We start from the raw sequence: 22,633 nt of genomic DNA on the forward strand, positions 1-22,633 counted from the left end.
CCTGACGACTGCATAAACCACATACGACATGCAAAGGCGCAACCGGTGATAACTCAGACTGACAGTGGGCCCACCACGCTCCCCACCCTCCTCCTGTCAGGCATAACCAAGCTCTACTCCGGGGTGGCGGCGCTCACCGACGTGTCGCTCGAAGTCGCCCGGGGTGAGGTGCATGCACTGCTCGGCGAGAACGGCGCAGGCAAGTCGACGCTGATGAACGTGGCATCCGGCATCGCCCAGCCGGATATGGGTTTGATTGCCATCGAGGGAAGCCAGGTATCCACCCTCACCCCCACTCTCGCGGCCCAGTTCGGCATCGCCGTCGTGCACCAGCATCCGGCCGTGATGCCGGACATGACCGTGGAGGAGAACCTGCTCGTCGCCCTGCCTCCCTCGGTATTCGAGGGAGGGAACATCTACGGCGTCGCGACCGCGCTGCTGGCGGATGTTGGCCTGACCGTGCACCTCAAGGATCGGGTCGAGTCGCTCTCGGTTGCGCAGAAGCACCTGCTCGAGATCGCCAAGGCGTTCGCCCTGAAACCAAAACTCCTGGTGCTGGATGAACCGACAGCACCACTCGGCCAGGCCTCCGTCGACCTGCTTTTCGCCCGTGTGCGCTCTGCCGTGCTCGAGGGTACCTCCGTCGTCTACATCACCCACCGGCTCGCCGAAGTGCGCGAACTCGCCGATCGGGTGACGGTGCTGCGCGATGGCAGGGTACGCGGAACCGAGATCGTCTCCGAAATTACTGACGGTGAACTGCTCGCGATGATCGTCGGTCGCCAGCTCGAGTCGACCTTCCCGCCCAAACACGAGGGTGACGGTGCGCAGAACCTCTCCATCGAGGGCTTCAGTGGCCCCGGCTTCACCGACATCACCCTGCAGGGTCGCCGCGGGGAGATCATCGGTATTGCAGGTGTCGTTGGCAACGGCCAAAGCGAGTTGCTCAGGGCGCTCGCCGGACTCGAGCAGTTCACCGGGACAGTGACCGTGAACGGCATGCGACTGACCACAAAGAGCATGGTGCGGGATGTCGCGTACATGCCAGCCGATCGGCACCGTGAGGGGCTCATGATGAGCCTGACCGTGCGCGAGAATGCGGCAGTCTCCGCCCTGTCCCGGTTCAGTAGGGGACTGTTCCTGAGCCGAAAGCAGGAGAACCAGACCGTCGGAGACACGCTCGACTCTCTCGCCGTCAAGGCTCGATCCATGGATGCAGACGTCTCGTCGCTCTCGGGTGGTAACCAGCAGAAGGTCGTCATGGCCAGGGCGCTTCTCTCCGAGCCGACACTCCTGATCGCCGACGAGCCGACGCAGGGGGTGGATGTCGGCGCTCGCGCCGAGATCTACCGCATCCTGCGCGAAGTCTCGGCCTCCGGCATCCCGGTCATCGTCGCCTCGTCTGACGCGAAAGAACTCGAGGGGCTCTGCGACACCGTCATCGTGATGTCCCGTGGGCACGTCGTCGACACGCTTGTCGGCGGGGCCATCAGTGAGGAGCGGATGATCCATGCCGCTGTGAGCTCGACGACCCAGTCGGTCACGGCCATCAGTGACACCCGTGCGGCGAGCCAGCGCGCTTTGGACGGCGACGCCGATCGTCGGTCGGCGGTGCGCCGCTTCATCCAGGGTGACTACGCTCCCAGCGCCCTGCTGGTCGCGGTAGTGCTCGGTCTCGGCGCCTTTGTCCTCACCCAGAACGACCGCTACCTCAACGACTTCAATATCTTCTCGATGCTCATGCTGGTGAGCGCCCTCGGGTTCATCGCGCTCGGCCAGACGATCGCCCTGTTGATCGGGGGGATCGACCTGTCCGTCGGCCCGCTCGCCGGGTTCCTGGTCGTGGTCGGCTCGTTCTTCATCAACGACGACAAACCATTCGGCGTCGTCGTGATCGGGCTGGTCGTGATGTTCGTCATCGCGATGCTCGCGGGGCTCATCAACGGGACCCTGATCCGGATTGGCAAGTTCACCGCGATCGCTGCGACCCTCACGATGTACATTGCCCTGCAGGGCTTGAGCTTCATCCTGCGTGATGCACCGGATGGCTATATCGCACGCTCCGCGACCGACATCATCACCTTCAAGGTTGGGCCACTTCCGGTCGCCTTCATCATCCTGATCCTCGTCACCCTCGCGCTCGAGTTCTTCCTCAGGAAACGGCGGTGGGGTTGGAACCTGCGTGCCGTCGGATCCAACGAGGAATCGGCAAGGCGATCCGGAGTGCGAGTCAACGCCACGATGATCCTCGCCTACGTCGCGACATCAGGCTTCACGTTCCTCGGTGCGATCATGCTCATGGCTCAAATCGGAGTCGGTGACCCCGCGCAGGGCGTGAGCTACACCTTGACGAGCATCACGGCGGTGGTGCTCGGCGGCACGAGCCTGCTGGGCGGGCGCGGAACATTCATCGGTACCGTGCTCGGTGCCGTGCTGCTTGTCCAGGTTCTCAATGCGACCACCTTCCTTGGACTCAGCCAGATGTGGCAGTACATCTTCCAGGGTGTGCTCATCCTGGCTGCTGCCGTGCTGTACTCGCTGGCGCGGGCACGAAAGAAGCGGACTCTCGCATGAAAGCCGGTCTCGCCGCGGTCGAGAGCGACGCGCCGCAATTTGCCCGCCACACAACAGCTGAGCCCAGACTGTCGCTGTGTATATTGGGGAGGCAGTGGCTCTCGGTGCCTCCGCGGCCCAACCTGCGGGTATCCCGAACATTCTCAGTGCGCGAAAGCCGGATGAGTCATGCTTGACATCCGACAGGGGGCATTGATCCAGATGGACAATTTGGGGTCAAGGCTGAAAGACATCCGCCTCAAGTCCGGGATGACGCTGCGCGAGCTCGCCCGCCAGGCCGAAGTGTCGCCATCGTTCATCTCCCAGATCGAGAACGGGAAATCCCAGCCATCTGTGGCGACCCTCTACGCGTTCGCGCAGCTATTGAATGTGTCTGTGGATGACCTGTTCGAGAGCCGTCCCGCCGTCGCCGATGTCTCTGCCGCCGTATTCGATGCTGACTCGATGACGCGCGGGGACCTGCGAAACCCCTCGGACGCCTGGCAGCCGTCCGAATACGCGAACCGGGTGTCTGTCGTGCATCCTGCGCATCGCTCCCACCTCGACATGGCCGCCGGAGTGGAATGGGAACGCCTGGCCGCGACCCCCGAGCGCTCGGTCAACTTCATGAAGATCTCGTACGCGCCGGGTGCCGCCTCCACCGACGGTGGCGAGATGCTCAGCCACGAGGGCTACGAGTACGGTTTCGTGACCCAGGGCACCCTCGACGTGTCGATAGGTGATGAGACATTCACGCTGCACCCCGAAGAGTCGCTCGGCTTCGACTCATCGATTCCGCACTCATTCCGCAACGCCGGTACCGAGATCATGACCGGTGTGTGGTTCGTGCACGGAAAGTGCCAGTAGCGGGAATGTTGCGGACACCGCAGACGGCTAGGGCTGCGACGACCGCGCGCGAGTGATCTCGGCCATCGCTGACCAGTCGCCCTGAGACAGTTCGGGGTCGGCGACAGCCAGGTCGAGCAGCTCGTGCAGCACGGGTGCCGTGGGCAGGGCAACGCCGGTGGCGGCCGCTGCCTGCTCGGCGAGCATCAGGTCTTTGAGCCCGAGCGCGACAGTGAAGAGCGGCGGGTATTCCCTGGCCACGATCATCCGGCCGTATCCCGAATAGGCGGTGCCGGTGTAGGCGGTGTCGGTCAGGATGTCGACGAACGTGCCTCCGTCGATGCCGCCGTGCTCTACCAGGGTGACGGATTCGGCGAGGGCCTGGATGGTGTGCACGAGGTTGTAGTTGACGCCGATCTTGACCAGATTCGCGGCGCTCGGCTTCTCTGACACGACCCAGGTGCGCTTGCCCAGCACGTCGAGCAGGTTCTGGGCTCGCACGATGGCGCTGGACTGGCCGCCCGCGACGATGTTAAGCTGCCCCGCCTCGGCCACATTGGGCCTGCCGAGCACCGGAGCCGAGACGTACTGCACGCTGGCCGCGGTGTGCAGCGCATCGAGCCGATCGGCAGCGGCGACGCTGAGGGTGGCGAAGCTGACGTGCACGCTGCCATCCGGGGCGGTGGCGAGGAGCTCAGCGGTGAAGACAGCTTCCGCCGCGGCGTCGTGGGGGAGCATGGAGAAAACCAGTCCGGTCGCCAGCGCCTCGTGAGCGCTGGCTGCCCTGACACCGCCAGCCTCCACGAGGGCATCGACGGCACCAGGGGACCTGTTGAACAACACGACCTCGTGGCCTGCGTCGATGAGCCTGCGTGCCATCGTGGCGCCCATGGCGCCGAGTCCGATGAAACCTACTGTCGTCATCCCACTGCCTTCCTGTAAACCAATACTGAACAATCGTGCGCGAAGCGGTCTGGGTCAGTACGCAGACTGCCAGATTTCAAGCTGGATTCCGTCTGGGTCGCGGAGATATGCCCAGGTCGATCCGGCGAGGTCGCCATCGGTGAGGGTGATGGGCGGCGCATTGAAAATCGCGCCCTTCGCCTGCAGGTCCGCATACGCCGCCGCCGCGTCATTGACCTCGATGCAGACATGGGATGACCCGACATCCCCATTCGTGCGGTCGAAGTCGCGTCCACGCGGGTTCCGGTACTCCAGGAACTCGATCCGGGTAGTTCCTATGGCGATCATGGAGAACGCGAGGGACGCGTCATCCACCTGCAGAGCTTTCGACAGGGCCTCACCAGACCCCTCATTGATGGGGCCGGGGGTGAGGTCGAACATCCGGGTGTACCAGTCGAAGGATGCCCGGATGTCCCTGACCGTCAAACCGATGTGGTGCACCCCGGTGATGGTGAAAGCCATGAACAACTCCTTTGTTGTCGTTGTGCCGTTCGGGTGTGACCACCGTGTTGACAAGCCACACTCGAATAGTTTGAATGATCGTGTACACACTGTACAGTGGCACTACACACGTTGGGTGAACTTGTCGCGATTCTTCCGGATCGCACCGTAGGTTCCAGCGCTGCAAAGGAGCAGGCGAAGATGGGCGATCGACTCGCGGGACGCACGATCATCGTGACCGGCGGAGCCTCCGGAATCGGCGCGGGGATCTGTCGCGGACTCGCCTCAGAGGGCGCGAACGCCGTCATTGCCGACCTCGACCTGGACAGCGCTGAACGGGTAGCCGATGAGATCACCGCGACGGGCGGCGCGGCCTATGCGGTGCGCGTCGACGTGACGGATCGCGCGTCTGTGGTCGCCGGGATCGAAGAGGCAGTCTCCCGACACGGTCGACTCGATGCCTACTTCAACAACGTCGGCATGAATGCCCCCATGAAATTCCTCGACATCACGGAAAGCAATTTCGAACTCGTAATGCGGGTCAACGCACTCGGTGTGCTCATCGGCATCCAGGAGGCCGCTCGCCAGTTCATCGCCCAGGGCGGCGGTGGCAAGGTCATCAACACCGCGTCGATCGCTGGCCGGCAGGGTTTTGCGAGCTTCGCGCCGTACAGCGCATCCAAGGCCGCCGTCATCTCCCTGACCCAGGCCGGCGCTCGAGCGCTCGCCACGAACGGCATCACCGTCAACGCTTTCGCACCCGGCGTCGTCGCCACGCCACTGTGGACGAAGCTCGACGCCGACCTCGAAGCGATGGGGGAGGGCGATTCCGGCTTCGACTCAATGGCGGCCGGAATCCTGCTCGGGCGACCGGCGCAGCCGGAAGACATCGCGCCGACCGCGATCTTCCTGGCGGCCGCCGACTCCGACTACATCACCGGCCAGGTCATTCCCATCGATGGCGGAATGATCCTCGTTTAGCCCCAGCACGCTCTCATCACCCCAACACCCGTTCCGAAGGGACACCACACGATCATGACCACTGCGACATTCGGTACGAACGCCGTCGACTGGGAGGAGCGCATCAACTTCGACCGCCTGCGATCAGAGCGACTGGCCAAGCTCAAGGCCGAGCTTGCTGCATCAGACCTCGGGGCGGTGCTGGCGTTCGACTTCGCGAACATCCGCTACATGTCAGCAACCCACATCGGCACCTGGGCGATGGACAAGTTGATCCGCTTCTCGCTGCTGACGCGCCACAGCGATCCCATAGTCTGGGATTTTGGTTCGGCGGCCAAGCACCACCAGCTGTACAACCCGTGGCTGAACACGACGACGGCCGAAGCCGACGCCGACCCGCACGCACCGCACCACGGAGCCGTCAAGCCGCGGCTCGAGTCTGGTGCTCGCGCCGGAATCTCGACCCTGCGCGGTGCGTTCAGCCCCGATGCGGGAATCGCGGAGGGCGTCGCGAAGAAGATCAAGCGCGAGCTCGAGAAATTTGGGTTACAGAACGAACCGCTCGGCGTCGACCTGATCGAGCTGCCGATCCTGTTCGCGCTGCAGGCGGAGGGCATCACGGTCGTCGACGGCCAGCAGGTCTTCCTCGGCGCGCGTACGGTCAAGACGGGCGACGAGATCGCGCTGCTCAGTCACGCCGCATCGATGGTGGATGCCGCCTACGAGTCACTCTACGAATTCCTCCGCCCCGGCGTGCGCGAGAACGAGGCGGTCGGGCTCGTGTCGAAGGTGTTGTACGACCTCGGCTCAGAGTACGTGGAGGGTGTCAACGCGATCTCCGGTGAGCGCTGCTCGCCGCATCCGCATGTCTACTCCGACCGGTTGATCAGGCCCGGCGATCCCGCGTTCTTCGACATCCTGCACAGCTACCAGGGCTACCGCACCTGCTATTACCGCACCTTCGCTGTCGGCTCAGCGAGCAACGCCCAGCACGACGCCTACCGCATCGCCCGCGAATACATGGACAGGGCCATCGCCCTGGTACGCCCCGGTGCGACCACCGCAGACATCGTCTCGGTGTGGCCGACAGCACAGGAGTTCGGGTTCCCTGACGAGGAGGCCGCCTTCGCACTGCAGTACGGGCACGGCGTCGGGCTGTCGATCTGGGAGAAGCCGATCTTCTCGCGGCTCATCTCGCTCGACCACCCCGAGGTGCTGAAGGAGGGAATGGTCTTCGCCCTGGAGACGTACTGGCCGTCGAAGGACGGCATGGGGGCAGCCCGCATCGAGGAGGAACTCGTCGTTACTGCCACCGGCTGCGAGGTCATCACGAAGTTCCCCGCTGAAGACCTCCTGGTTGCCGGCCAGCGCTATTACTCGGTGGGTGGCCCGCTGCCGCTGCTGCGCAATCCGCAGTCACACCTCAACACGGCCGCCGGTCGGGGTGAGCCTGCCTGATGACAGGTCTCATGACCGCGGCCGTCTACTATGGCCCCGGCGATGTGCGCATCGAGATGGTGGATCGGCCGGAGCGTCGCCAGGGAGAGGCGATGATCCGCGTTGTTCGCAGCGGCATGTGCGGCACCGACGCGACGGAGTGGCGCACCGGGCCGCTGACGTTCCCCGTCAACCGCGTGCATCCCGTGACAGGCCACACCGGGCCGATGATCCCGGGGCACGAGTTCATCGGCGAGATCCTCGACATCGACGAGGACAGCGACCTTTCCGTGGGCGATCTTGTCGTGAGCGGCGCGGGCGTCTGGTGCGGTGAGTGTGCGCGATGCCTGGAGGGCCGCACCAACCTCTGCTCGACCTACTACACCCTGGGTCTCAATATCGCCGGGGGCATGGCCGAATTTGCGAGCGTCCCCGTGAAGAACCTGGTGCGGGTACCGCACGGCATGTCACCAGATGTCGCGGGGCTGGCCCAGCCGCTGGCCGTCGGCCTGCACGCGGCGAGACGGGCGGGCGTGGCATCCGGCGATCGCGTCATCATCATTGGTGCCGGCGCGATCGGCACCTTCGTGCTCGCCGGGCTGCTGTCACTCGGTGATGCCGACATTACCGTCGTCGACTTCCCGGGGAAGCGGCTGGAGCGCTCGGCGCGGGTGGGTGCGACTCGAGTCGTGCCTGCTGGTGAGGGCGCAGCATCCGACATCGACGCTGCGATCGGAGTAGGTGGAGCCGATGTCGTGATCGAGGCGAGTGGGGCCACCGGCCAGCTTGCGAACGCCCTCTCGCTCGTGCGGGTGGGTGGCCGGGTGCTGCAGGTCGGGTTGCCGTCCGCTGACCAGCCGATCAACGTGCACTCGTTCGTGATGCGCGAGGTGACCATCGATTCGACACTCGCCCACGTATGCGATGCCGACCTCGCTCCCGCGCTCCAGATTCTTGCGACCACATCGCTGGCGGCCGAACTGCTCGACTCCGTCAACCCCCTGTCGGCGCTGCCGGCGCTGCTCGACGATCTCGCCCGTGGCCGCATCGAGGGCAAGGTCCTGTTCGATCCATCGCTGCCGATGGATGCCATACTTCGTGCCGATGGCGGTACGACGACGAAAGGCGTTACCGCATGAAAGCCGCAGTGTTCTACGGGGCGAAAGACATCAGGGTCGAGGATGTCGCGGCCCCCGCCGATCTCGGCGTGGGCGATGTGCTCCTGAAGCCGTACTGGTGCGGCATCTGCGGCACTGACCTGCACGAGTACGCGATGGGGCCGATCGTCATTCCGGCAACGCCCCATCCGTTGAACGGATCCGTGCTTCCGCAGATCCTCGGCCACGAGTTCTCCGCCGAGGTCATGGAGGTCGGCTCCGGGGTTGTCGGCATCAGGCCCGGCCAGCGGGTCTCTGTCATGCCACTGCTCCACTGCGGCAACTGCTATTACTGCAGGCGCTCACTCAACCACCTCTGCCAGTCGATGGCGTGTGTCGGCCTGAGTTTCCAGTGGGGCGGCATCGCCGAGTTCGCCGTCGTGCCGGCGTCGCACCTGAGTGTGCTGCCCGACGAGGTGAGCGACCTGCAGGGGGCTCTCGTCGAACCGGGGGCCGTCGCGGCCTACGGCGTCGACACCGCGCAGGTACGACCCGGCGATACCGTCCTGATCACTGGAGCCGGGCCCATCGGCGCCCTGGCCTCGCTGTATGCCGCTTCCATCGGTGCACGGGTGTTCGTCTCCGAACTCAACCCCACGAGGGCGGCGCTGGCTCGGAGCCTCGACATCGGCGAGGTGCTCGACCCCTCGGCCATCGACGTGAGCGCGTGGATCAAGGATGCGACGGAGGGCATCGGTGTCGATGCCGTCATCGAGTGTTCCGGTAACGAGCGCGCACTGCAGACCGCGCTCACCTCGGTGCGCTCGGCCGGGCGGATCTCCCAGACCGGACTGCACACGCGAGCGGCATCCATCGACCCCATGATCCTGTCAAGGCACGACATCACGCTGTCCGGAACCTGGTGCTTCCCGGTCACCGATTGGCCGCGCATCATCGATCTCATCGCGCGCGGCCGGTACCCCGTCGAGAAGGTGGTCAGTGCGAAGATTGCGATCGACGACGTGGTCGAACGGGGTTTCGAGACGCTCCTCTCGCCGACCGGCGACCAGGTCAAGGTGCTCGTCAACGCGAGGGGCAAATGATGAGGGGCCTGCAGTTCGTCTCCGAAGGTGTCGCGGCGGTGAACGACCTGGCCATTCCGGAGATCGGTCCGGATGAAGTGCTGCTCGCCTCCCGCTCGGTCGGTGTGTGCCATTCCGACATCGACCTGCTGGAGGGGCGTTACATCATCCCGTTCAGCTTTCCGGTTGTCCCCGGCCACGAGTGGTCGGGGCAGGTCGCTCGCGTGGGAAGTGCCGTCGAGAACTTCGCCGTCGGCGACCGTGTGGTCGGCGAATGCGTGATCGGCCAGGAGCACTTCGGCTTCTCGATCAGTGGGGCCGCTGCGGAATATTTCGTCGCCAAAGCTGCGTGGCTTCATAAGCTCCCGGATGAGTTGAGCTACACCAACGGTGCCCTCGTCGAGCCTTTCAGCGTGGCCTACTATGCCCTCATGCGGGCCGGGAACGTGAACGGTAGCGACGTGCTGGTGGTGCTCGGCGCTGGTCCCATCGGACTCGCCGTGACGGCGGCCGCCTCGGCGCTCGGGGCCGTGACCATTGTCGTCGAGCCATCGGCAGAGCGCCGTGCCGCGGCGCTCTCGTTGGGAGCGGCGCATGTGACGACACCCGAGGAAATCGATGCGCTGTTGTCCGTGGTCTCAGGAGGCCGGGGAGCCGATGTCGTCGTCGAGGCCAGTGGCCGTCCCGACGTGATGGCAAGAGCCCTCGAACTCGCGGGATACCGGGGACGCGTCTGCTACATCGGTATCGACGTCGGCCGCGAGGCGCCCGCGAAGCTCGGCCTGATCCAGTCGAAGGAGTTGAGCATCACCGGCTCGATAGGGTCCCCCGGGGTGTGGCCGGAGACCCTGAGGTTCCTTGCCAGCAGTGGCATCGACCTGAGCCCGCTCGTGACCGCGCGGTTCGGCGTCGACACAGCCCTCGACGCGCTGGACGCGGCACATCATCCACAGTCCATGATCAAGGCCCACATAGAGTTCGACGCGCCAGTCCCAGCGTGATCGCGTGAAAAACGGCGCTGGCTGTGGGAGCCAGCGCCGCTTCCTCTGTCACGAATCAGGGGATGATGTGGGCGTCGCGGTAGCGCTGCACCTTGTCGAAGAAGCTGGCCGGTGTCGACCTGAAGTTCAGGAATCCGGCCTCACGGCTCTTCGTCATGTCGGTGAGGCATTCGATGGTGCGGCCGAGATCCCCATCGGTGTGCCACCACGATGCGAGCCTGCCGAGGTCGCTCTCGACCAGTCCGTTCTCGGTCGCGATCTCGCTCCAGGCCTGCTCCATGCCTGCCATCCGTGACTCGAGGGGTCGCATCTCGCCCGCGAATCCCTCCCATTCGATGCCGAAGTGCGCGGCGATCTGTGGCCAGAGCCAGCGCCACCGGAACACGTCGCCGTTCGCGATGTTGAACGGCTCGTTCTCGGCCTCGGCATGAGTGGATGCCCAGATGAGCTGTTCACCGAGGAGGTCGGCATCCGTGACATCCGTCACGAAGTTCCACTGCTCTTCGGAGCCGGGGAAGATGAACGGCTGACCGAGCTTCTTGCACAGCGTCGCGTACACCGAGAGGGTGAGCGCCATATTCATGGCATTGCCCGTGGCGAAGCCGAAGATGGTGTGGGCGCGGTGGACGCTCCACGTGAAACCGTTGCGCTCGGCTGACGCGAAGACCTCGTCTTCCTGGGCGTAGTAGAAGTTGGGGAAGTCGAGTCGCGGCTCGCTCTCGTGGAAGGGGGTGTCAGCCATGACGCCGGTGCCGTACGACTCGAACGGCCCGAGGTAGTGCTTGAGCCCGGTGAGCAGCGCGACGTGTCGCACCGAACCCGAGGCTTCGAGCGCCGCGAGCACGTTGCGCACTGTCGCGCTGTTGACGCGGATGTTCTCCGCCTCGGTGTCGTTGCGCATCCATGCGGTGATCACGACCACCTCGGGGTTCACGTCAGCAAGGGCTGCTGCGAGCGACTCCGGATCGAGCAGATCGGCGCTGACGTTGGTCACGCCGGGGATGTCGACGGATGCCGATCTCGAGAGACCGAAGGTCTCCCAGCCCTGTTCTGCGAACTGCCGGCCGACCGTCTGGCCGACGATCCCGGTGGATCCGACGACGAGAGCCCTGTGTGTTCCTGCTGAGGTGGTGCTTATAGACATTGGCTGCAGCGACCTTTCCGGCTACGTCGTCGTAGCACCTTGCAAATGTACACTCTCACTGAACACTTACCAAGTCCAAGTGAACAGCTGCCTCAGCCCTTCCACACGGTCTTCAGGTTGCAGAACTCCCTGATGCCCGCGGCAGCAAGCTCGCGGCCGTATCCCGACGCCTTGATTCCGCCGAACGGAAGCTCGGGATACGAGATCGTCATGCCGTTGACGAAGACGGCGCCGGCGTCGAGTGCGTCGATGAAGTACTGCTCGTCGACGGCATCCGTCGTCCACACCGCAGAACTGAGACCGAAGGTGGTCTGGTTCGCGATCTCGAGTGCCTCCTCGCGCGACTCCACCCGATAGAGGGATGCCACGGGGCCGAAAGCCTCCTCCATCACCAGTCGCATGCCGTTGTGCAGGTCGGCGATGAGCGTCGGGTTGTAGAACCAGCCGGCGCGATCGGGGGCCGAGCCCCCCGCGAGAATCGTGGCGCCGTGCAGCTTCGCGTCATCCACCAGTTCGGCGAGTTCGTCGCGCCCGGACTCGGTGGCCAGCGGGCCGACCTGTGTCGCGTCATCCATCGGGTCGCCGACGATAAGTGCACTGAGCTTGTCGGCAAAGAGCGCCGCGAACCGGTCGTAGACGTCGGCGTGCACGATGAAGCGCTTGCCGGCGATGCATGATTGGCCGTTGTTTTGCACGCGGGCGGTGACCGCCACATCGACGGCCTTCTCGATGTCAGCGCTGGGCATCACGATGAACGGGTCTGAGCCGCCCAGCTCGAGCACGGCCTTCTTGATCTGGCTGCCGGCGTTGGCGGCGACTTCACGCCCGGCTGGTTCTGAGCCCGTAAGGGTGACCGCCTTGACCCTGGAATCCTGGATAACGGCGGCGATCGCCTGCGAGCCGACCAGCAGCGTAGAGAACGCGCCCTCCGGGAAGCCTCCGCGGGTGAACAGGGTGTCGAGATACAGCGCCGTCTGCGGAACATTGGAGGCATGCTTGAGAAGCCCGGAGTTGCCCGCCATCAGGGCGGGAGCTGCAAATCTCACGACCTGCCACATCGGGAAGTTCCACGGCATGACAGCGAGCACGACACCGAGCGGCTGGTAGACCGAATACGCGGCGGAGGCATTGACGCTCGACGGATTCTCGAGCGGCTCGTCGGCCAGGAACTCGGCCGCGTGCTCTGCATAGAACCGCATGCCCTTGGCGCATTTGAGTGCCTCGCCCCTCGCCTGGGCGATGGGCTTGCCCATCTCGAGGGTCATGATGCGCGCGACCACATCGACATCGGCCTCGAGCAGGTCTGCGGCAGCATTCATCCACCGGCCGCGCTCCTCGAAGCTCGTGGTCCGCATGCCGCGGGTCGCGGCGTCCGCCAGTGCGATGCGCCTGTCGACCTCCTGCGAATCGTGCGCCTCGAAAGTCTTCTCGGTGACGCCGGTCGCTGGGTTGACTGTGGCAATGGCCATGATTATGCCTTTCGCTGGTGGAGGTCGGGAGTGAGGTCGAAAACTTCGGGGTGACGGCCGAGCCCCAGCCTGGTGCGCCGGATATGCCCGGCCAGAATGCGCTCCGCGTCATCCGCATCCCCGTCACGGATCGCGCCGGCGAGCATGTGATGCTCGTCGTGCACGACACGTGCCGCATGCTCGTCGAGCAGCAGCGTGAAGGCGCGACGGTAGTGCTGGGTCGTGTTCCAGAGTCGCCGGACGAGGTCCCCGAGCACGGTGGTCTCAGCCGATTCGTAGGATCCGAGGTGAAACTCGCGATCAAGCCTGAGAAACTCCTCGACGCTCTCAGTGTGCTGCATCTGCGCGGCGAGCTCGTCAAGCCGATCCATCTTCGATTCGTCGATGCCGGGCAAGGCATAGCGCAGCAGTAGTGGTTCGACACGCTCACGGGTCTGGTACACCTCGTCGCATTCGGCGAGGCTGAGTCGCGAGACCCAGGCTCCGGTGTTGGCCACCAGGGTGACGAGACCGTCGGCTTCGAGTGTTCGGAACGCCTCGCGCACGGGAACCCGGCTCGCCCCGAAACGCTGGGCGACGTCATCCTGCCTGATGCGCTGCCCTGGCTGGTACTCGCCCTGCAGGATGGCGGAGCGCAATTGCTCGGCGATGCGGGCACTGGCATTACCGTGGGTAGGCGAGATCGAGGGGGTCATCTGGAACACCACCTCGATCAACCCTCCCTCGCCTGTCGACACGTCGTCGTGCCGCGATTCCTGCAGTAATGTCACTTTACCGCCCGGCCATGGCGGTGCGCTGACTGCAGTGGCTGCGGCGGAGTTCGCCGCGCCTCAGCCCGGCCGGGAGCTGGCTGTGAGGGCCTCGATCATGAGCGCCGCGTTGTCGGGGCTCGGTGCGAGTTCGCCTCGCTCGACTCGTTCAGACAGGCGCAGGATCGCCTCATTCACTGGAGCGGTGGTGCCGAGCTCCCGCTGTTTCGAGACCACGTATCCGCTGAACGCGTCGAGTTCGGCCCGGCGACCCTTGTCCCAGTCCTGCAGCACGGCGACCCGGGTGTCCGGCAGGGAATACGACTCCAGGATCGTGTCGAGCAGGTCGATCGCGTACTGGTCGCTGTCCGGAACGTCTGCAGCCGTCTTCCCGAGTACGGGCACCATCGTGATTCCCAGGTCGATCGCTGTGCGGTACGCCTCGCGAGACATGGCGTCCATGACGGGGCGCATGCCCTCAGTGTTCGCGGCCGTAAGCAGCGGCACATTCATGAGTGCGGACGGCAGCATCTCGGGGATGTTGGCGAGTAGCTTCATCCATTTGGATGAGCGGATGTCGCGGGAGATAGAGATGCGCCCGGCATGGCCCAGCGCCTCCACGACATTCTCGAGCATGGGGGTGCTCGCACCATCGAGCGTGCCGACCGTGAGCCAGGTTCCTGCACGCGAGACCTGGCGAATCACGACCCCGGGATTGAACATGTTGGCCGCGATACCCAGCACCGCCCCAATCGTTCGATGCGGGCCGACAATGTCTGCAACGTCGTCGATGGTCATGCCGTTCTGTAACCCGACCACGACCGAGGAATCATGCAGCAGCGGCTTCACGAGCTCGGTGACCCAGCGGGTGTCGTAGGTCTTGACTGAGATGAACACGATGTCGAAGGTGCCACGAATCTCGGCGACCTGGCAGAAGTGCAGCACCGCCACGCTGGTGTTCTCGCTGGTGCCATCGGGCAGGTGCACGGTCAGGCCGCGCTCCCGCATCGCTTCGACGTGGGCTGGCCACTGCTCGATGAAGGTCACGTCGAGTCCGGCGCGCACCATGTCGGCGCCCATCGACGCCCCGTTCGCTCCGGTTCCGACAACAGCGATCCTGACATTCTGCACGTGCTCAACTCCTTTATCTATTACGGATGCCACAGCAGCACCCGCGCATCCTTCTCGTATGCCTTGCCATCGGGGTAGCTAACGAGTTCGAACTGCATTCCCCAGGGGCTGAGGAAGTAGACCCAACGCTGGCCCAGGCTCGCACTCGAGCTGGCCGTGGGGTCGCCCAGGATGGTGAGGCCTTCGGCATGCAGATAGTCGAGCGCAGCGTCGAAATCATCGACGTAGAACGCGAGATGGTGACCGCCGATGTCGCTGTTTCGCGGTTGCGGCGCCTGGCCATCCGCGGCCTCGTATTCGAATACCTCGAAGTTGGATCCGTTGCCGCAGCGATAGAAGTTGAGCCTGCGCATCACGGTGCGGGCATGCACGCCGAGGTGATTCTGCATCCACTCGCCCTTCTCTCGTGCGAAAGGCCCCAGGGAGTACACGAACTCGCAGCCGAGCACCCTGACAAAGAAATCGTCGGCTACATCGAGGTCTGGCACCGTGAACCCGATGTGGTCGGTGCCGCGAAGTCCTGGCAGAGCCATGCCAACCTCCTTGTTGATGGATTGAATCCAGTTAGCCCCAATCATCCCTTATTTGCGAGATATATCAAGGTCTTAGGTTGCAATTGAATCCAATCGAGGGTTATTGTCGGAGAACGTCGATCAACGGAGATAGAGGGACGATGCCGACAACGCGCACGCTTGAGACTGGGGTCGACTGGGTCGAGATCACCAGCACCACCGATGACTGGAAAGCGGCGGATCCCTCTCTGCTGGCATCGATGCTCGGCCAGCTGCATCTCATCCGTGCCTTCGAGGAGACGGTTCTCGAACTGGCGGGCGAGGGGCTCGTGCATGGCCCGGCGCACTCCAGCATCGGCCAGGAGGGTGGAGCAGTCGGTTCCATCATCGGCTTGCGCTCGACCGACGGGGTGAACGGTTCGCACCGCGGTCACCACCAGTTCCTCGCGAAAGCTATTACCCACGTGAGCGCCGGTCGGCTCGATCTGGATTCCCTCGTCAACCCGCAGATCCAGACCGTGCTGCAACGCACTCTCGCCGAGATCCTCGGACTAGCGCAGGGATTCTGTCGCGGGCGCGGAGGCTCGATGCACCTCCAGTGGTTCGAGGCCGGCGCGCTCGGCACCAACGCGATTGTCGGCGGTGGCGCGGCCATGGCGGCAGGCAACGCCTGGGCCCAGAAACACGGCGGCACGACAGACCTCACCATCAACTACTTCGGCGATGGGGCGAGCCAGATCGGCTCGGTGCTCGAAAGCATGAATCTCGCGGCCGCGTGGAAACTTCCCGTCGCCTTCTTCATCGAGAACAACCTCTACGCCGTATCGACCCGAGCCGAAGAGGTCACAGCCGATCCGCGTTTCTCCGTTCGCGGCCAGGGTTTCGGCATCCCGTCCTGGCGGGTCGACGGCATGGATCCACTGGCCGTCTACCTCGCGACCGAGCAGGCCGCAGAGCGCATGCGCCGGGGAGACGGGCCCGCGATCATCGAGGTCGAGGTATACCGGTTCTTCCACCAGAACGGTCCATACCCCGGCAGTGCATTCGGCTACCGCGAGAAGGACGAAGAGGCGTCATGGCGCGCCCGGGACCCGCTCGACCGGGTTGCACGCGAGATGATCGCCCTTGGGCTCATCAATCAGGCCGGCGTCGATGCCGTGCGCGCCCAGGCGCAGTCGGCGATGGTCGGCGCCGCAGGGGAATTGCTCGAACCTGACCCCCAGGCATCCGGCAAACGCCGAATCCGCGCCGCACTGTGGCCTGATGTCGGCTTCGTCAACGTGGGCGTGCGCGGCGACGGCGGCGAACTCGCGGACGCGAAGGTCGACGACCCGCTCACCTATACCGGTGCCTGGCGTGATGTGAAGTTCGTCGATGCCGTCGCCCAGGTCATGGATCGCCGCATGGAACAGGATGATCGCATCGTGGTCATGGGCGAAGACGTGCACCGACTCAGCGGAGGCACGAACGGCGCCACGAAGGGTCTCTTCAAGAAGTACGGGGAAGACCGTGTGATCGGAACCCCCATCAGCGAGAACGCCTTCACGGGGCTCGGGGCCGGTCTCGCGCTGGACGGACGATTCCGGCCTGTCATCGAGTTCATGTACCCGGACTTCATGTGGGTCGCCGCCGACCAGGTGTTCAACCAGATCGGTAAAGCGAGGCACATGTTCGGCGGAGACAACGCCGTGCCACTCGTTCTTCGCACCAAGGTGGCCATGGGCTCGGGGTACGGGTCGCAACACCTCATGGACCCGGCCGGCATCTTCGCGACCAGCCCGGGTTGGCGCATCGTCGCCCCGTCGACGGCGGCTGACTACGTGGGTCTGATGAACGCAGCGCTCATGCTCCAGGATCCGGTGCTCGTCATCGAGCACGTCGATCTCTATGCCCTGCCCGACAGGGTTCCCGAGGGTGACCTCGACTACGTCCTGCTGCCGGGTCACGCCGCGATCCGCCGGGCGGGCAACGAGGTGACCGTCATCAGCTACCTCTCGATGGTGCGCCACGCACTCGAAGCGGTTGAGCAGTCCGGCATCGACGCCGAGGTGATCGACCTGCGCTGGCTCGACCGCGCATCCATCGACTGGGACACGATCGGTGAGAGCATCCGCAAGACGAACAGCGTGCTGATCGTCGAGCAGGGCGCCCAGGGCACCTCCTACGGCGCCTGGTTGTCCGACGAGATCCAGCGACGATTCTTCGACTGGCTCGACCAGCCGATCGAGCGGGTGACGGGATCCGAGGCGTCGCCGAGCATCTCCCGGGTGCTCGAGCGTGCGGCGATCGCGCGCACCGAAGAGGTCGTCGCCGGCCTCGAGCGAATCCGCACTGGGCTGGGGCAGCGCTGATGGCTACCATCATCCGGATGCCGGAGGTTCTCGCCAACTCGGGCGAGGCGGCGATCCAGACCTGGCTCGTGACCCTCGGGCAGTCCGTCGAGGTCGGCGTACCGCTGGCCGAAGTCGAGACCGAGAAGGCGATCGTCGAATACGCCTCGGAGACCTCGGGCACTGTTTTGAAGCTGCTCGTCGAGGAGGGCGTGCAGGTGAAGGTCGGTGACCCGATCGCCGTCCTGGGTGCCGAGGGCGAGAACATCGACAACCTCGAGTCGCCCGCTCCGGAGGTCGCAACAGCCCCGACCGTTTCTGCGCCCGAGCCTGAAACGGCACCAGAGCGGGCCCCATCACCCGTGGCGGGCGTCCCGGTCGAGGTGCCTGCGGCTGATCCGGTTCAGCATGCCGCGACCGGCGCCGCCGGAGACCGCAGGTTCGTCAGCCCGCTGGTGCGGCGACTCGCTCGGGAACGCGGGGTCGACCTCGCGAGCCTGACTGGCACGGGACCTGGTGGACGCGTGGTCAGGGCCGACCTCGATCGGGTACCGGAACCCGCAGCCCCGGTGGTCACCGCGGCCCCTGCCGTGGCATCCGGAACAGAAGAGGCCTTCGTCGACGTGCCGCACACGGGCATGCGCCGTGCCATCGCGCGCCGGCTCACCGAGAGCAAGTCGACGGTGCCGCACTTTTACCTCGTGGCGGACTGTCATGTCGACCAGTTGATCGCCCTGAGAAAAGCGGTCAACGAAAGCGCGAGCGTCAAGGTGTCGCTCAACGACTTTGTCCTGAAGGCGGCGGCGTTTGCGCTGATGGATGTTCCCGAAGCGAACGTGACGTGGGGTGAGACTGCGACGCGGCAGTACTCCACTGTCGACATGTCGGTCGCGGTGTCGATCGATGGTGGGCTCGTGACCCCAGTGCTTCGATCCGTCGAAAAGCAGTCGTTGACGGAGATCGCGCGAAATGTCGCAGACCTCGCCGAGCGAGCCCGTGCCGGCCGGCTCAAGCAGCACGAGCTCGAGGGCGGCAGCTTTGCGGTCTCCAACCTCGGCATGTTCGGGGTCACCGAGTTCTCGGCAATCATCAACCCTCCGCAGTCGGCCATTCTCGCCATCGGTCTTGCTCGCCAGCAGGCGATCGTCGTCGACGGGGAACTTGCCATCGGCTCGATCATGACCGTCACTCTTTCGGCAGATCATCGGGCCCTGGACGGCGCGCTCGCGGCCCGGTGGCTCGCTGCATTCGTGAAACGGATTGAGAGCCCGCTGGGAATGCTCGTCTAAACCTTCGAGCGCCAGTCACTCGCGTCGATGACCGGCGTCGGGAGCGTGTACGTGCCCGTCGGCGGGTCGATCATGGTCGCCTCATCGCGGCGGTGCTGCAGCACGTTCTCGATGTAGCTCGAGACCGCCTCGGCCAGAGGGATATCGCGGGACTCGTTCTGCGCGAGGTACCACCGGTGATCGAGCAGTTGGTGGAAGATCTCCGCGGGCTCCAGCTTGCCCCGCAGCTCCTTCGGGATGGCCTGGATGACCGGCTCGAACACCCTCGCGGCCCACTCGTGTGACACGACCTCCTCGTCGAGATCCTGCTTTTCGAACGTGGCGCGATACGAGTCGAGGTCGTTGAGCAGTCGTCGCGCCTGGTTCTCCTGTGCGTCGAGGCCGGTGAGGCGCAGCAGTCGGCGGGAGTGGTGGCCGGCATCCACCACCTTGGGCTGGATGCGCACCTGGGTTCCAGACTCGTCGGTCTTGATGGCGAGCTCTTCGATGTCGAACCCGAGCTCGTTGAGCCGCTCCACGCGCTGGTGGATGCGCCAGCGTTCGGACTGGTCGAACTCCTCGGACGCTGTGAGTTCTTTCCAGAGCGTGCGGTAGCGGGCGACGATCCCGTTGCTGATCTCGACGGGGTCGATGTCATCGTCCAGGCGTCCTCCTGCCTGCAGGTCGAGAAGCTCGCCGGCCATATTGACCCTGGCGATCTCCAGGTCGTTCTCGCGCTGGCCATTCGACAGGCCGCTGTAGAGCTTGCCGGTCTCGGCGTCGACGAGGTAGGCGGCGAACGCGCCAGCATCCCTGCGGAAGAGTGTGTTGGAGAGTGACACATCGCCCCAGAAGAAACCGACGATGTGCAGTCTGACGAGCAGCACCGCGAGAGCGTCGACCAGCCTGGTCGCGGTCTCGGGCCGCAGGCTCTGGGAGTAGACGGCTCGATATGGCAGGGAGAAGCGGAGGTGCCGCGTGACGAGCACCGATTCGAGTGGCTCACCGGTGTCTGTGGTGCGGTTCGTGATTACCGCGAGCGGGTCGACGCAGGGGATGTCGAGCCGCTGGAGGTTTCGCAGCATGTCGTATTCTTTGCGGGCGAGTTCTGCTGATGTCTCTTTGATGGCGACCACGTAGCCGCTGAGATTCACGAAACGCACGAGGTGCCGGGAGATGCCTTTGGGCAATGCGGCGATCGTGTCTTCCGGCCAGGTCTCCAGTGGCAACGACCAGGGTAGGTCCAGGAGGGCCGGATCGACGGTCGCTGCGGTGATGTTCAAAGAGCCGCTCATGGTGTCCTTAAAGACGGATCGAGCCTGCCGGGAAATCCGACAGGCCCGATCGTTGTCAAATACTTAGGCTACTGTGACGGCCTTGCTGAGGCGCAGTCCGGACTCGGTCTCGAACACGTGGATGTGGTTGGGCTCCGGGGTGATGAAGACCTTCTCACCGGCGTTCGGGTGGTTGCGGCCGTCGACGCGGGCGACGATGTCTACGCGCTTGCCGCCGATCTCGGTGTGACCATAGAGGTAGCCGTCGGCGCCGAGCTCCTCGACGAGGTCGACGTCGACCGCGAGGCCGTCGCCGGTGTGGGAGACCTTGACGTCTTCCGGACGGATTCCGATGGTGACCGTCCTGGCCTGGGTGCCGCTGAAGGTGTCGCGGTCGACCGCGGCAACCGCGGATCCGAATCTCAGTCCACCGTCGACGAGGTCGGCGTCGAAGAGGTTCATGGCGGGGCTTCCGATGAAGCCAGCGACGAACACGTTCTGAGGTGCCTCGTACAGGTCTCGTGGCGTGCCGACCTGCTGCAACACGCCATCTTTCAGCACGGCGATGCGGTCACCCATGGTGAGCGCCTCGGTTTGGTCATGGGTGACGTAGACGGTGGTGACGCCGAGTCGACGCTGCAGGCTCGCGATCTGGGTGCGGGTCTGCACGCGCAGCTTGGCGTCGAGGTTCGACAGCGGCTCGTCCATGAGGAACACCTGGGGCTGGCGAACGATCGCGCGGCCCATGGCGACGCGCTGGCGCTGGCCACCGGAGAGCGCCTTCGGCTTGCGGCTGAGGTAAGGCTCGAGGTCGAGCAGCTTGGCTGCCTCGAGAACGCGAGTGGCGCGCTCGTCTTTGTTGACGCCAGCGATCTTCAGGGCGAAGCCCATGTTCTCTGCGACAGTCATGTGCGGGTACAGCGCGTAGTTCTGGAAAACCATCGCGATGTCGCGGTCTTTCGGCGGAACATCGGTGACGTTGCGGTCACCGATGAGGATGTTGCCGTCGTTGACCTCTTCGAGGCCTGCAAGCATGCGGAGGCTGGTCGACTTTCCACAACCGGACGGACCGACGAGAACGAGAAACTCGCCGTCGGCGACCGAGAGATCGAGAGCATCTACGGCCGGCTTGGTCGAGCCGGGGTAGAGACGGGTTGCCTTGTCGAATGTGACTGATGCCATGACTTCAAACGCTCCTTCACCGGCAGGTACGTGCCGGACGATCCTTAGTGAATGGAAGTGGTGACAGTGCCACCACCTTTTATTATGGCACCCGAAGCGGGGCCATAGTGATCGCGTTTGGGCATTACACAGGCATCCCTCGTAGAATTCCACAGGCGCGTCGCTCCTGACGCGCATGTGCCGACCTGATGAATGAGGATCGATTGAGCAACGTCACACCCGGCGACGGGCGGCTCTCGAAGAACGAGAAGCGCGAAGCCGCACGCGATAAGGCCCGAATTCTTCGCGAAGACCAGAAGAAGAAAGATCGCCGCACGAAGTTCCTGTTGCAGGGAGGAATCATCCTCGCCTCGCTTGCGACCGTGGCTGTCATCGCTCTCATGATCGTCAACTCCGTTCGACCCGTCGGCCCCGGTCCGCAGAACATGGCCAGCGACGGCATCCAGATCTCCCAGGGTTCCATCGCCACCGAGACCCCCGCGCTGAAGTCGGATGACAAGCCGGTTGCGAATAAGAGGGACGAGGCAGCGGGCATCCTCGACATCCAGATGTATGTCGATTACCTTTGCCCGGTCTGCGGTGACTTCGAGAAGACCAACGGCGAGTACATCTCGAGCCTGATGGAGAACGGTAAGACGACGGTCGAGATCCACCCGATCACGATCCTCGATCGACTGTCGCAGGGTACGAAGTACTCGACGAGAGCAGCCAATGCCGCGGCCTGTGTTGCGAACTACTCGCCCAACCAGTTCTACGACTTCCATAATCTGCTCTATGCGAACCAGCCGGCCGAGAACACCACTGGCCTCACCGACGACCAACTGATCGAGTTCGCGACGCAGGCGAAGGTTGAGTCCGCCAGCGATGTCTCGGCGTGTATCAACGACCAGGAATTCAAGTCGTGGGTGAACGCATCGACGGCCCGTGCGCTCAACGGCCCGATCCCGAACTCGAACATCGACAAGGTGCAGGGCACCCCCACCGTGCTCGTGAATGGACTCAAGTACGAAGGTTCGGTTTCTGACCTCGCCTCGTTCCAGGCCTTCGTGCTGCAGGCCACCGGAGCCGACTTCAACGAGCAGTCGACCCCGACTCCGACCCCGTCGGCAGTGCCCGCGCCGTAATCCAGGCTGGTCGCGCGATCGCCCTCGAGGTGCGCCACGGTGCAGCTCGGGGGCGATTCCCAGTTGCACC

The 22,633-nt window shown here is 64.5% G+C and carries 19 protein-coding genes; 10 read left to right on the forward strand and 9 right to left on the reverse strand.

Translation table 11 applies throughout. From position 1 onward, the window contains the following. Positions 1–45 precede the first annotated feature (45 nt). Positions 46–2,574: an ATP-binding cassette domain-containing protein gene (locus IEW81_RS08270; protein ID WP_097059460.1), complete on the forward strand. Its 2,529-nt coding sequence runs from the start codon at positions 46–48 to the stop codon at positions 2,572–2,574. A 168-nt stretch (positions 2,575–2,742) separates the two neighbouring features. Continuing rightward, entirely contained in the window at positions 2,743–3,420 is a 678-nt protein-coding gene (locus tag IEW81_RS08275; RefSeq protein WP_097059461.1) for a helix-turn-helix domain-containing protein, read from the forward strand. Positions 3,421–3,447: 27 nt separating this feature from the next. Here IEW81_RS08275 and IEW81_RS08280 read toward each other — a convergent pair whose 3' ends face one another. Together IEW81_RS08280 and IEW81_RS08285 are read right to left on the reverse strand one after the other, a co-directional pair. After that, positions 3,448–4,323 (reverse strand): NAD(P)-dependent oxidoreductase, encoded by an 876-nt coding sequence (locus tag IEW81_RS08280; protein ID WP_097059462.1) that lies wholly within the window; start codon positions 4,321–4,323, stop codon positions 3,448–3,450. Positions 4,324–4,377: 54 nt separating this feature from the next. After that, a complete protein-coding gene (locus IEW81_RS08285; RefSeq protein WP_097059463.1) occupies positions 4,378–4,824 on the reverse strand; it encodes a VOC family protein in 447 nt (148 codons plus the stop codon). A gap of 96 nt (positions 4,825–4,920) precedes the next feature. Between IEW81_RS08285 and IEW81_RS08290 the strand changes: the two genes are divergently transcribed. From IEW81_RS08290 to IEW81_RS08310, 5 genes are read left to right on the forward strand one after another with little or no spacing between them, the layout of a single operon-like run. Next, positions 4,921–5,784 carry an SDR family NAD(P)-dependent oxidoreductase gene (locus tag IEW81_RS08290; protein ID WP_218839950.1) on the forward strand — a complete coding sequence of 288 codons (864 nt, stop codon included), beginning with the start codon at positions 4,921–4,923 and terminating at the stop codon, positions 5,782–5,784. A gap of 54 nt (positions 5,785–5,838) precedes the next feature. Further along, complete coding sequence (locus tag IEW81_RS08295) at positions 5,839–7,221, forward strand: M24 family metallopeptidase (protein WP_097059464.1); 1,383 nt, start codon at positions 5,839–5,841, stop codon at positions 7,219–7,221. Further along, positions 7,221–8,339: a zinc-dependent alcohol dehydrogenase gene (locus tag IEW81_RS08300; RefSeq protein WP_097059465.1), complete on the forward strand. Its 1,119-nt coding sequence runs from the start codon at positions 7,221–7,223 to the stop codon at positions 8,337–8,339. Before IEW81_RS08295 ends, IEW81_RS08300 begins: the two co-directional genes overlap by 1 nt. After that, the gene (locus IEW81_RS08305) at positions 8,336–9,400 is read left to right on the forward strand and encodes a 2,3-butanediol dehydrogenase (RefSeq protein WP_097059466.1); all 1,065 of its coding nucleotides are present in this window, start codon (positions 8,336–8,338) and stop codon (positions 9,398–9,400) included. The genes IEW81_RS08300 and IEW81_RS08305 overlap by 4 nt, the downstream gene beginning before the upstream one ends. Further along, a complete protein-coding gene (locus tag IEW81_RS08310) occupies positions 9,400–10,380 on the forward strand; it encodes a zinc-dependent alcohol dehydrogenase (RefSeq protein ID WP_097059467.1) in 981 nt (326 codons plus the stop codon). The genes IEW81_RS08305 and IEW81_RS08310 overlap by 1 nt, the downstream gene beginning before the upstream one ends. Before the next feature lie 55 nt (positions 10,381–10,435). Here the strand turns inward: IEW81_RS08310 and IEW81_RS08315 are convergent, their stop codons facing one another. The 5 genes from IEW81_RS08315 to IEW81_RS08335 all read right to left on the reverse strand — a co-directional run bounded on the left by IEW81_RS08315 (position 10,436) and on the right by IEW81_RS08335 (position 15,406). Beyond that, the gene (locus IEW81_RS08315; RefSeq protein WP_097059468.1) at positions 10,436–11,524 is read right to left on the reverse strand and encodes an SDR family oxidoreductase; all 1,089 of its coding nucleotides are present in this window, start codon (positions 11,522–11,524) and stop codon (positions 10,436–10,438) included. Between the two features lie 92 nt (positions 11,525–11,616). Then, positions 11,617–12,993, reverse strand: a complete 1,377-nt coding sequence (locus IEW81_RS08320; RefSeq protein WP_097059469.1) for an NADP-dependent succinic semialdehyde dehydrogenase — start codon at positions 12,991–12,993, stop codon at positions 11,617–11,619. A 2-nt stretch (positions 12,994–12,995) separates the two neighbouring features. Further along, on the reverse strand, positions 12,996–13,763 hold the full coding sequence (locus tag IEW81_RS08325; protein WP_229671306.1) for a GntR family transcriptional regulator: 768 nt from the start codon (positions 13,761–13,763) through the stop codon (positions 12,996–12,998). Between the two features lie 60 nt (positions 13,764–13,823). Next, the gene (locus tag IEW81_RS08330; RefSeq protein ID WP_097059470.1) at positions 13,824–14,873 is read right to left on the reverse strand and encodes a ketopantoate reductase family protein; all 1,050 of its coding nucleotides are present in this window, start codon (positions 14,871–14,873) and stop codon (positions 13,824–13,826) included. A 20-nt stretch (positions 14,874–14,893) separates the two neighbouring features. Then, complete coding sequence (locus IEW81_RS08335) at positions 14,894–15,406, reverse strand: VOC family protein (RefSeq protein ID WP_097059471.1); 513 nt, start codon at positions 15,404–15,406, stop codon at positions 14,894–14,896. A 140-nt stretch (positions 15,407–15,546) separates the two neighbouring features. On the opposite strand from IEW81_RS08335, the gene IEW81_RS08340 reads away from it, so the two are divergent. Further along, entirely contained in the window at positions 15,547–17,736 is a 2,190-nt protein-coding gene (locus IEW81_RS08340; protein WP_097059472.1) for an alpha-ketoacid dehydrogenase subunit alpha/beta, read from the forward strand. After that, positions 17,736–19,004 (forward strand): dihydrolipoamide acetyltransferase family protein, encoded by a 1,269-nt coding sequence (locus tag IEW81_RS08345; RefSeq protein ID WP_097059473.1) that lies wholly within the window; start codon positions 17,736–17,738, stop codon positions 19,002–19,004. The genes IEW81_RS08340 and IEW81_RS08345 overlap by 1 nt, the downstream gene beginning before the upstream one ends. On the opposite strand, the gene IEW81_RS08350 is transcribed toward IEW81_RS08345, so the two are convergent. Then, positions 19,001–20,278 (reverse strand): DUF4032 domain-containing protein, encoded by a 1,278-nt coding sequence (locus IEW81_RS08350; RefSeq protein WP_097059474.1) that lies wholly within the window; start codon positions 20,276–20,278, stop codon positions 19,001–19,003. The two genes, IEW81_RS08345 and IEW81_RS08350, sit on opposite strands and share 4 nt — an antisense overlap. Before the next feature lie 63 nt (positions 20,279–20,341). Then, entirely contained in the window at positions 20,342–21,439 is a 1,098-nt protein-coding gene (locus IEW81_RS08355; RefSeq protein ID WP_097059475.1) for an ABC transporter ATP-binding protein, read from the reverse strand. Positions 21,440–21,642: 203 nt separating this feature from the next. Between IEW81_RS08355 and IEW81_RS08360 the strand changes: the two genes are divergently transcribed. Continuing rightward, positions 21,643–22,563 (forward strand): DsbA family protein, encoded by a 921-nt coding sequence (locus IEW81_RS08360; RefSeq protein WP_229671307.1) that lies wholly within the window; start codon positions 21,643–21,645, stop codon positions 22,561–22,563. Positions 22,564–22,633: the final 70 nt, after the last annotated feature.

It is taken from the genome of Salinibacterium xinjiangense (assembly GCF_014645015.1).
Classification (GTDB): domain Bacteria; phylum Actinomycetota; class Actinomycetes; order Actinomycetales; family Microbacteriaceae; genus Rhodoglobus; species Rhodoglobus xinjiangensis.

Bases quoted from the DNA above. Each gene is read 5' to 3' on its own strand.
- IEW81_RS08280 (WP_097059462.1), bottom strand. From the start codon at position 4,323: ATGACGACAGTAGGTTTCATCGGACTCGGCGCCATGGGCGCCACGATG.
- IEW81_RS08345 (WP_097059473.1), top strand. From the start codon at position 17,736: ATGGCTACCATCATCCGGATGCCGGAGGTTCTCGCCAACTCGGGCGAG.
- IEW81_RS08320 (WP_097059469.1), bottom strand. From the start codon at position 12,993: ATGGCCATTGCCACAGTCAACCCAGCGACCGGCGTCACCGAGAAGACT.
- IEW81_RS08315 (WP_097059468.1), bottom strand. From the start codon at position 11,524: ATGTCTATAAGCACCACCTCAGCAGGAACACACAGGGCTCTCGTCGTC.
- IEW81_RS08295 (WP_097059464.1), top strand. From the start codon at position 5,839: ATGACCACTGCGACATTCGGTACGAACGCCGTCGACTGGGAGGAGCGC.
- IEW81_RS08340 (WP_097059472.1), top strand. From the start codon at position 15,547: ATGCCGACAACGCGCACGCTTGAGACTGGGGTCGACTGGGTCGAGATC.
- IEW81_RS08350 (WP_097059474.1), bottom strand. From the start codon at position 20,278: ATGAGCGGCTCTTTGAACATCACCGCAGCGACCGTCGATCCGGCCCTC.
- IEW81_RS08310 (WP_097059467.1), top strand. From the start codon at position 9,400: ATGAGGGGCCTGCAGTTCGTCTCCGAAGGTGTCGCGGCGGTGAACGAC.
- IEW81_RS08305 (WP_097059466.1), top strand. From the start codon at position 8,336: ATGAAAGCCGCAGTGTTCTACGGGGCGAAAGACATCAGGGTCGAGGAT.
- IEW81_RS08275 (WP_097059461.1), top strand. From the start codon at position 2,743: ATGCTTGACATCCGACAGGGGGCATTGATCCAGATGGACAATTTGGGG.
- IEW81_RS08285 (WP_097059463.1), bottom strand. From the start codon at position 4,824: ATGGCTTTCACCATCACCGGGGTGCACCACATCGGTTTGACGGTCAGG.
- IEW81_RS08300 (WP_097059465.1), top strand. From the start codon at position 7,221: ATGACAGGTCTCATGACCGCGGCCGTCTACTATGGCCCCGGCGATGTG.
- IEW81_RS08355 (WP_097059475.1), bottom strand. From the start codon at position 21,439: ATGGCATCAGTCACATTCGACAAGGCAACCCGTCTCTACCCCGGCTCG.
- IEW81_RS08335 (WP_097059471.1), bottom strand. From the start codon at position 15,406: ATGGCTCTGCCAGGACTTCGCGGCACCGACCACATCGGGTTCACGGTG.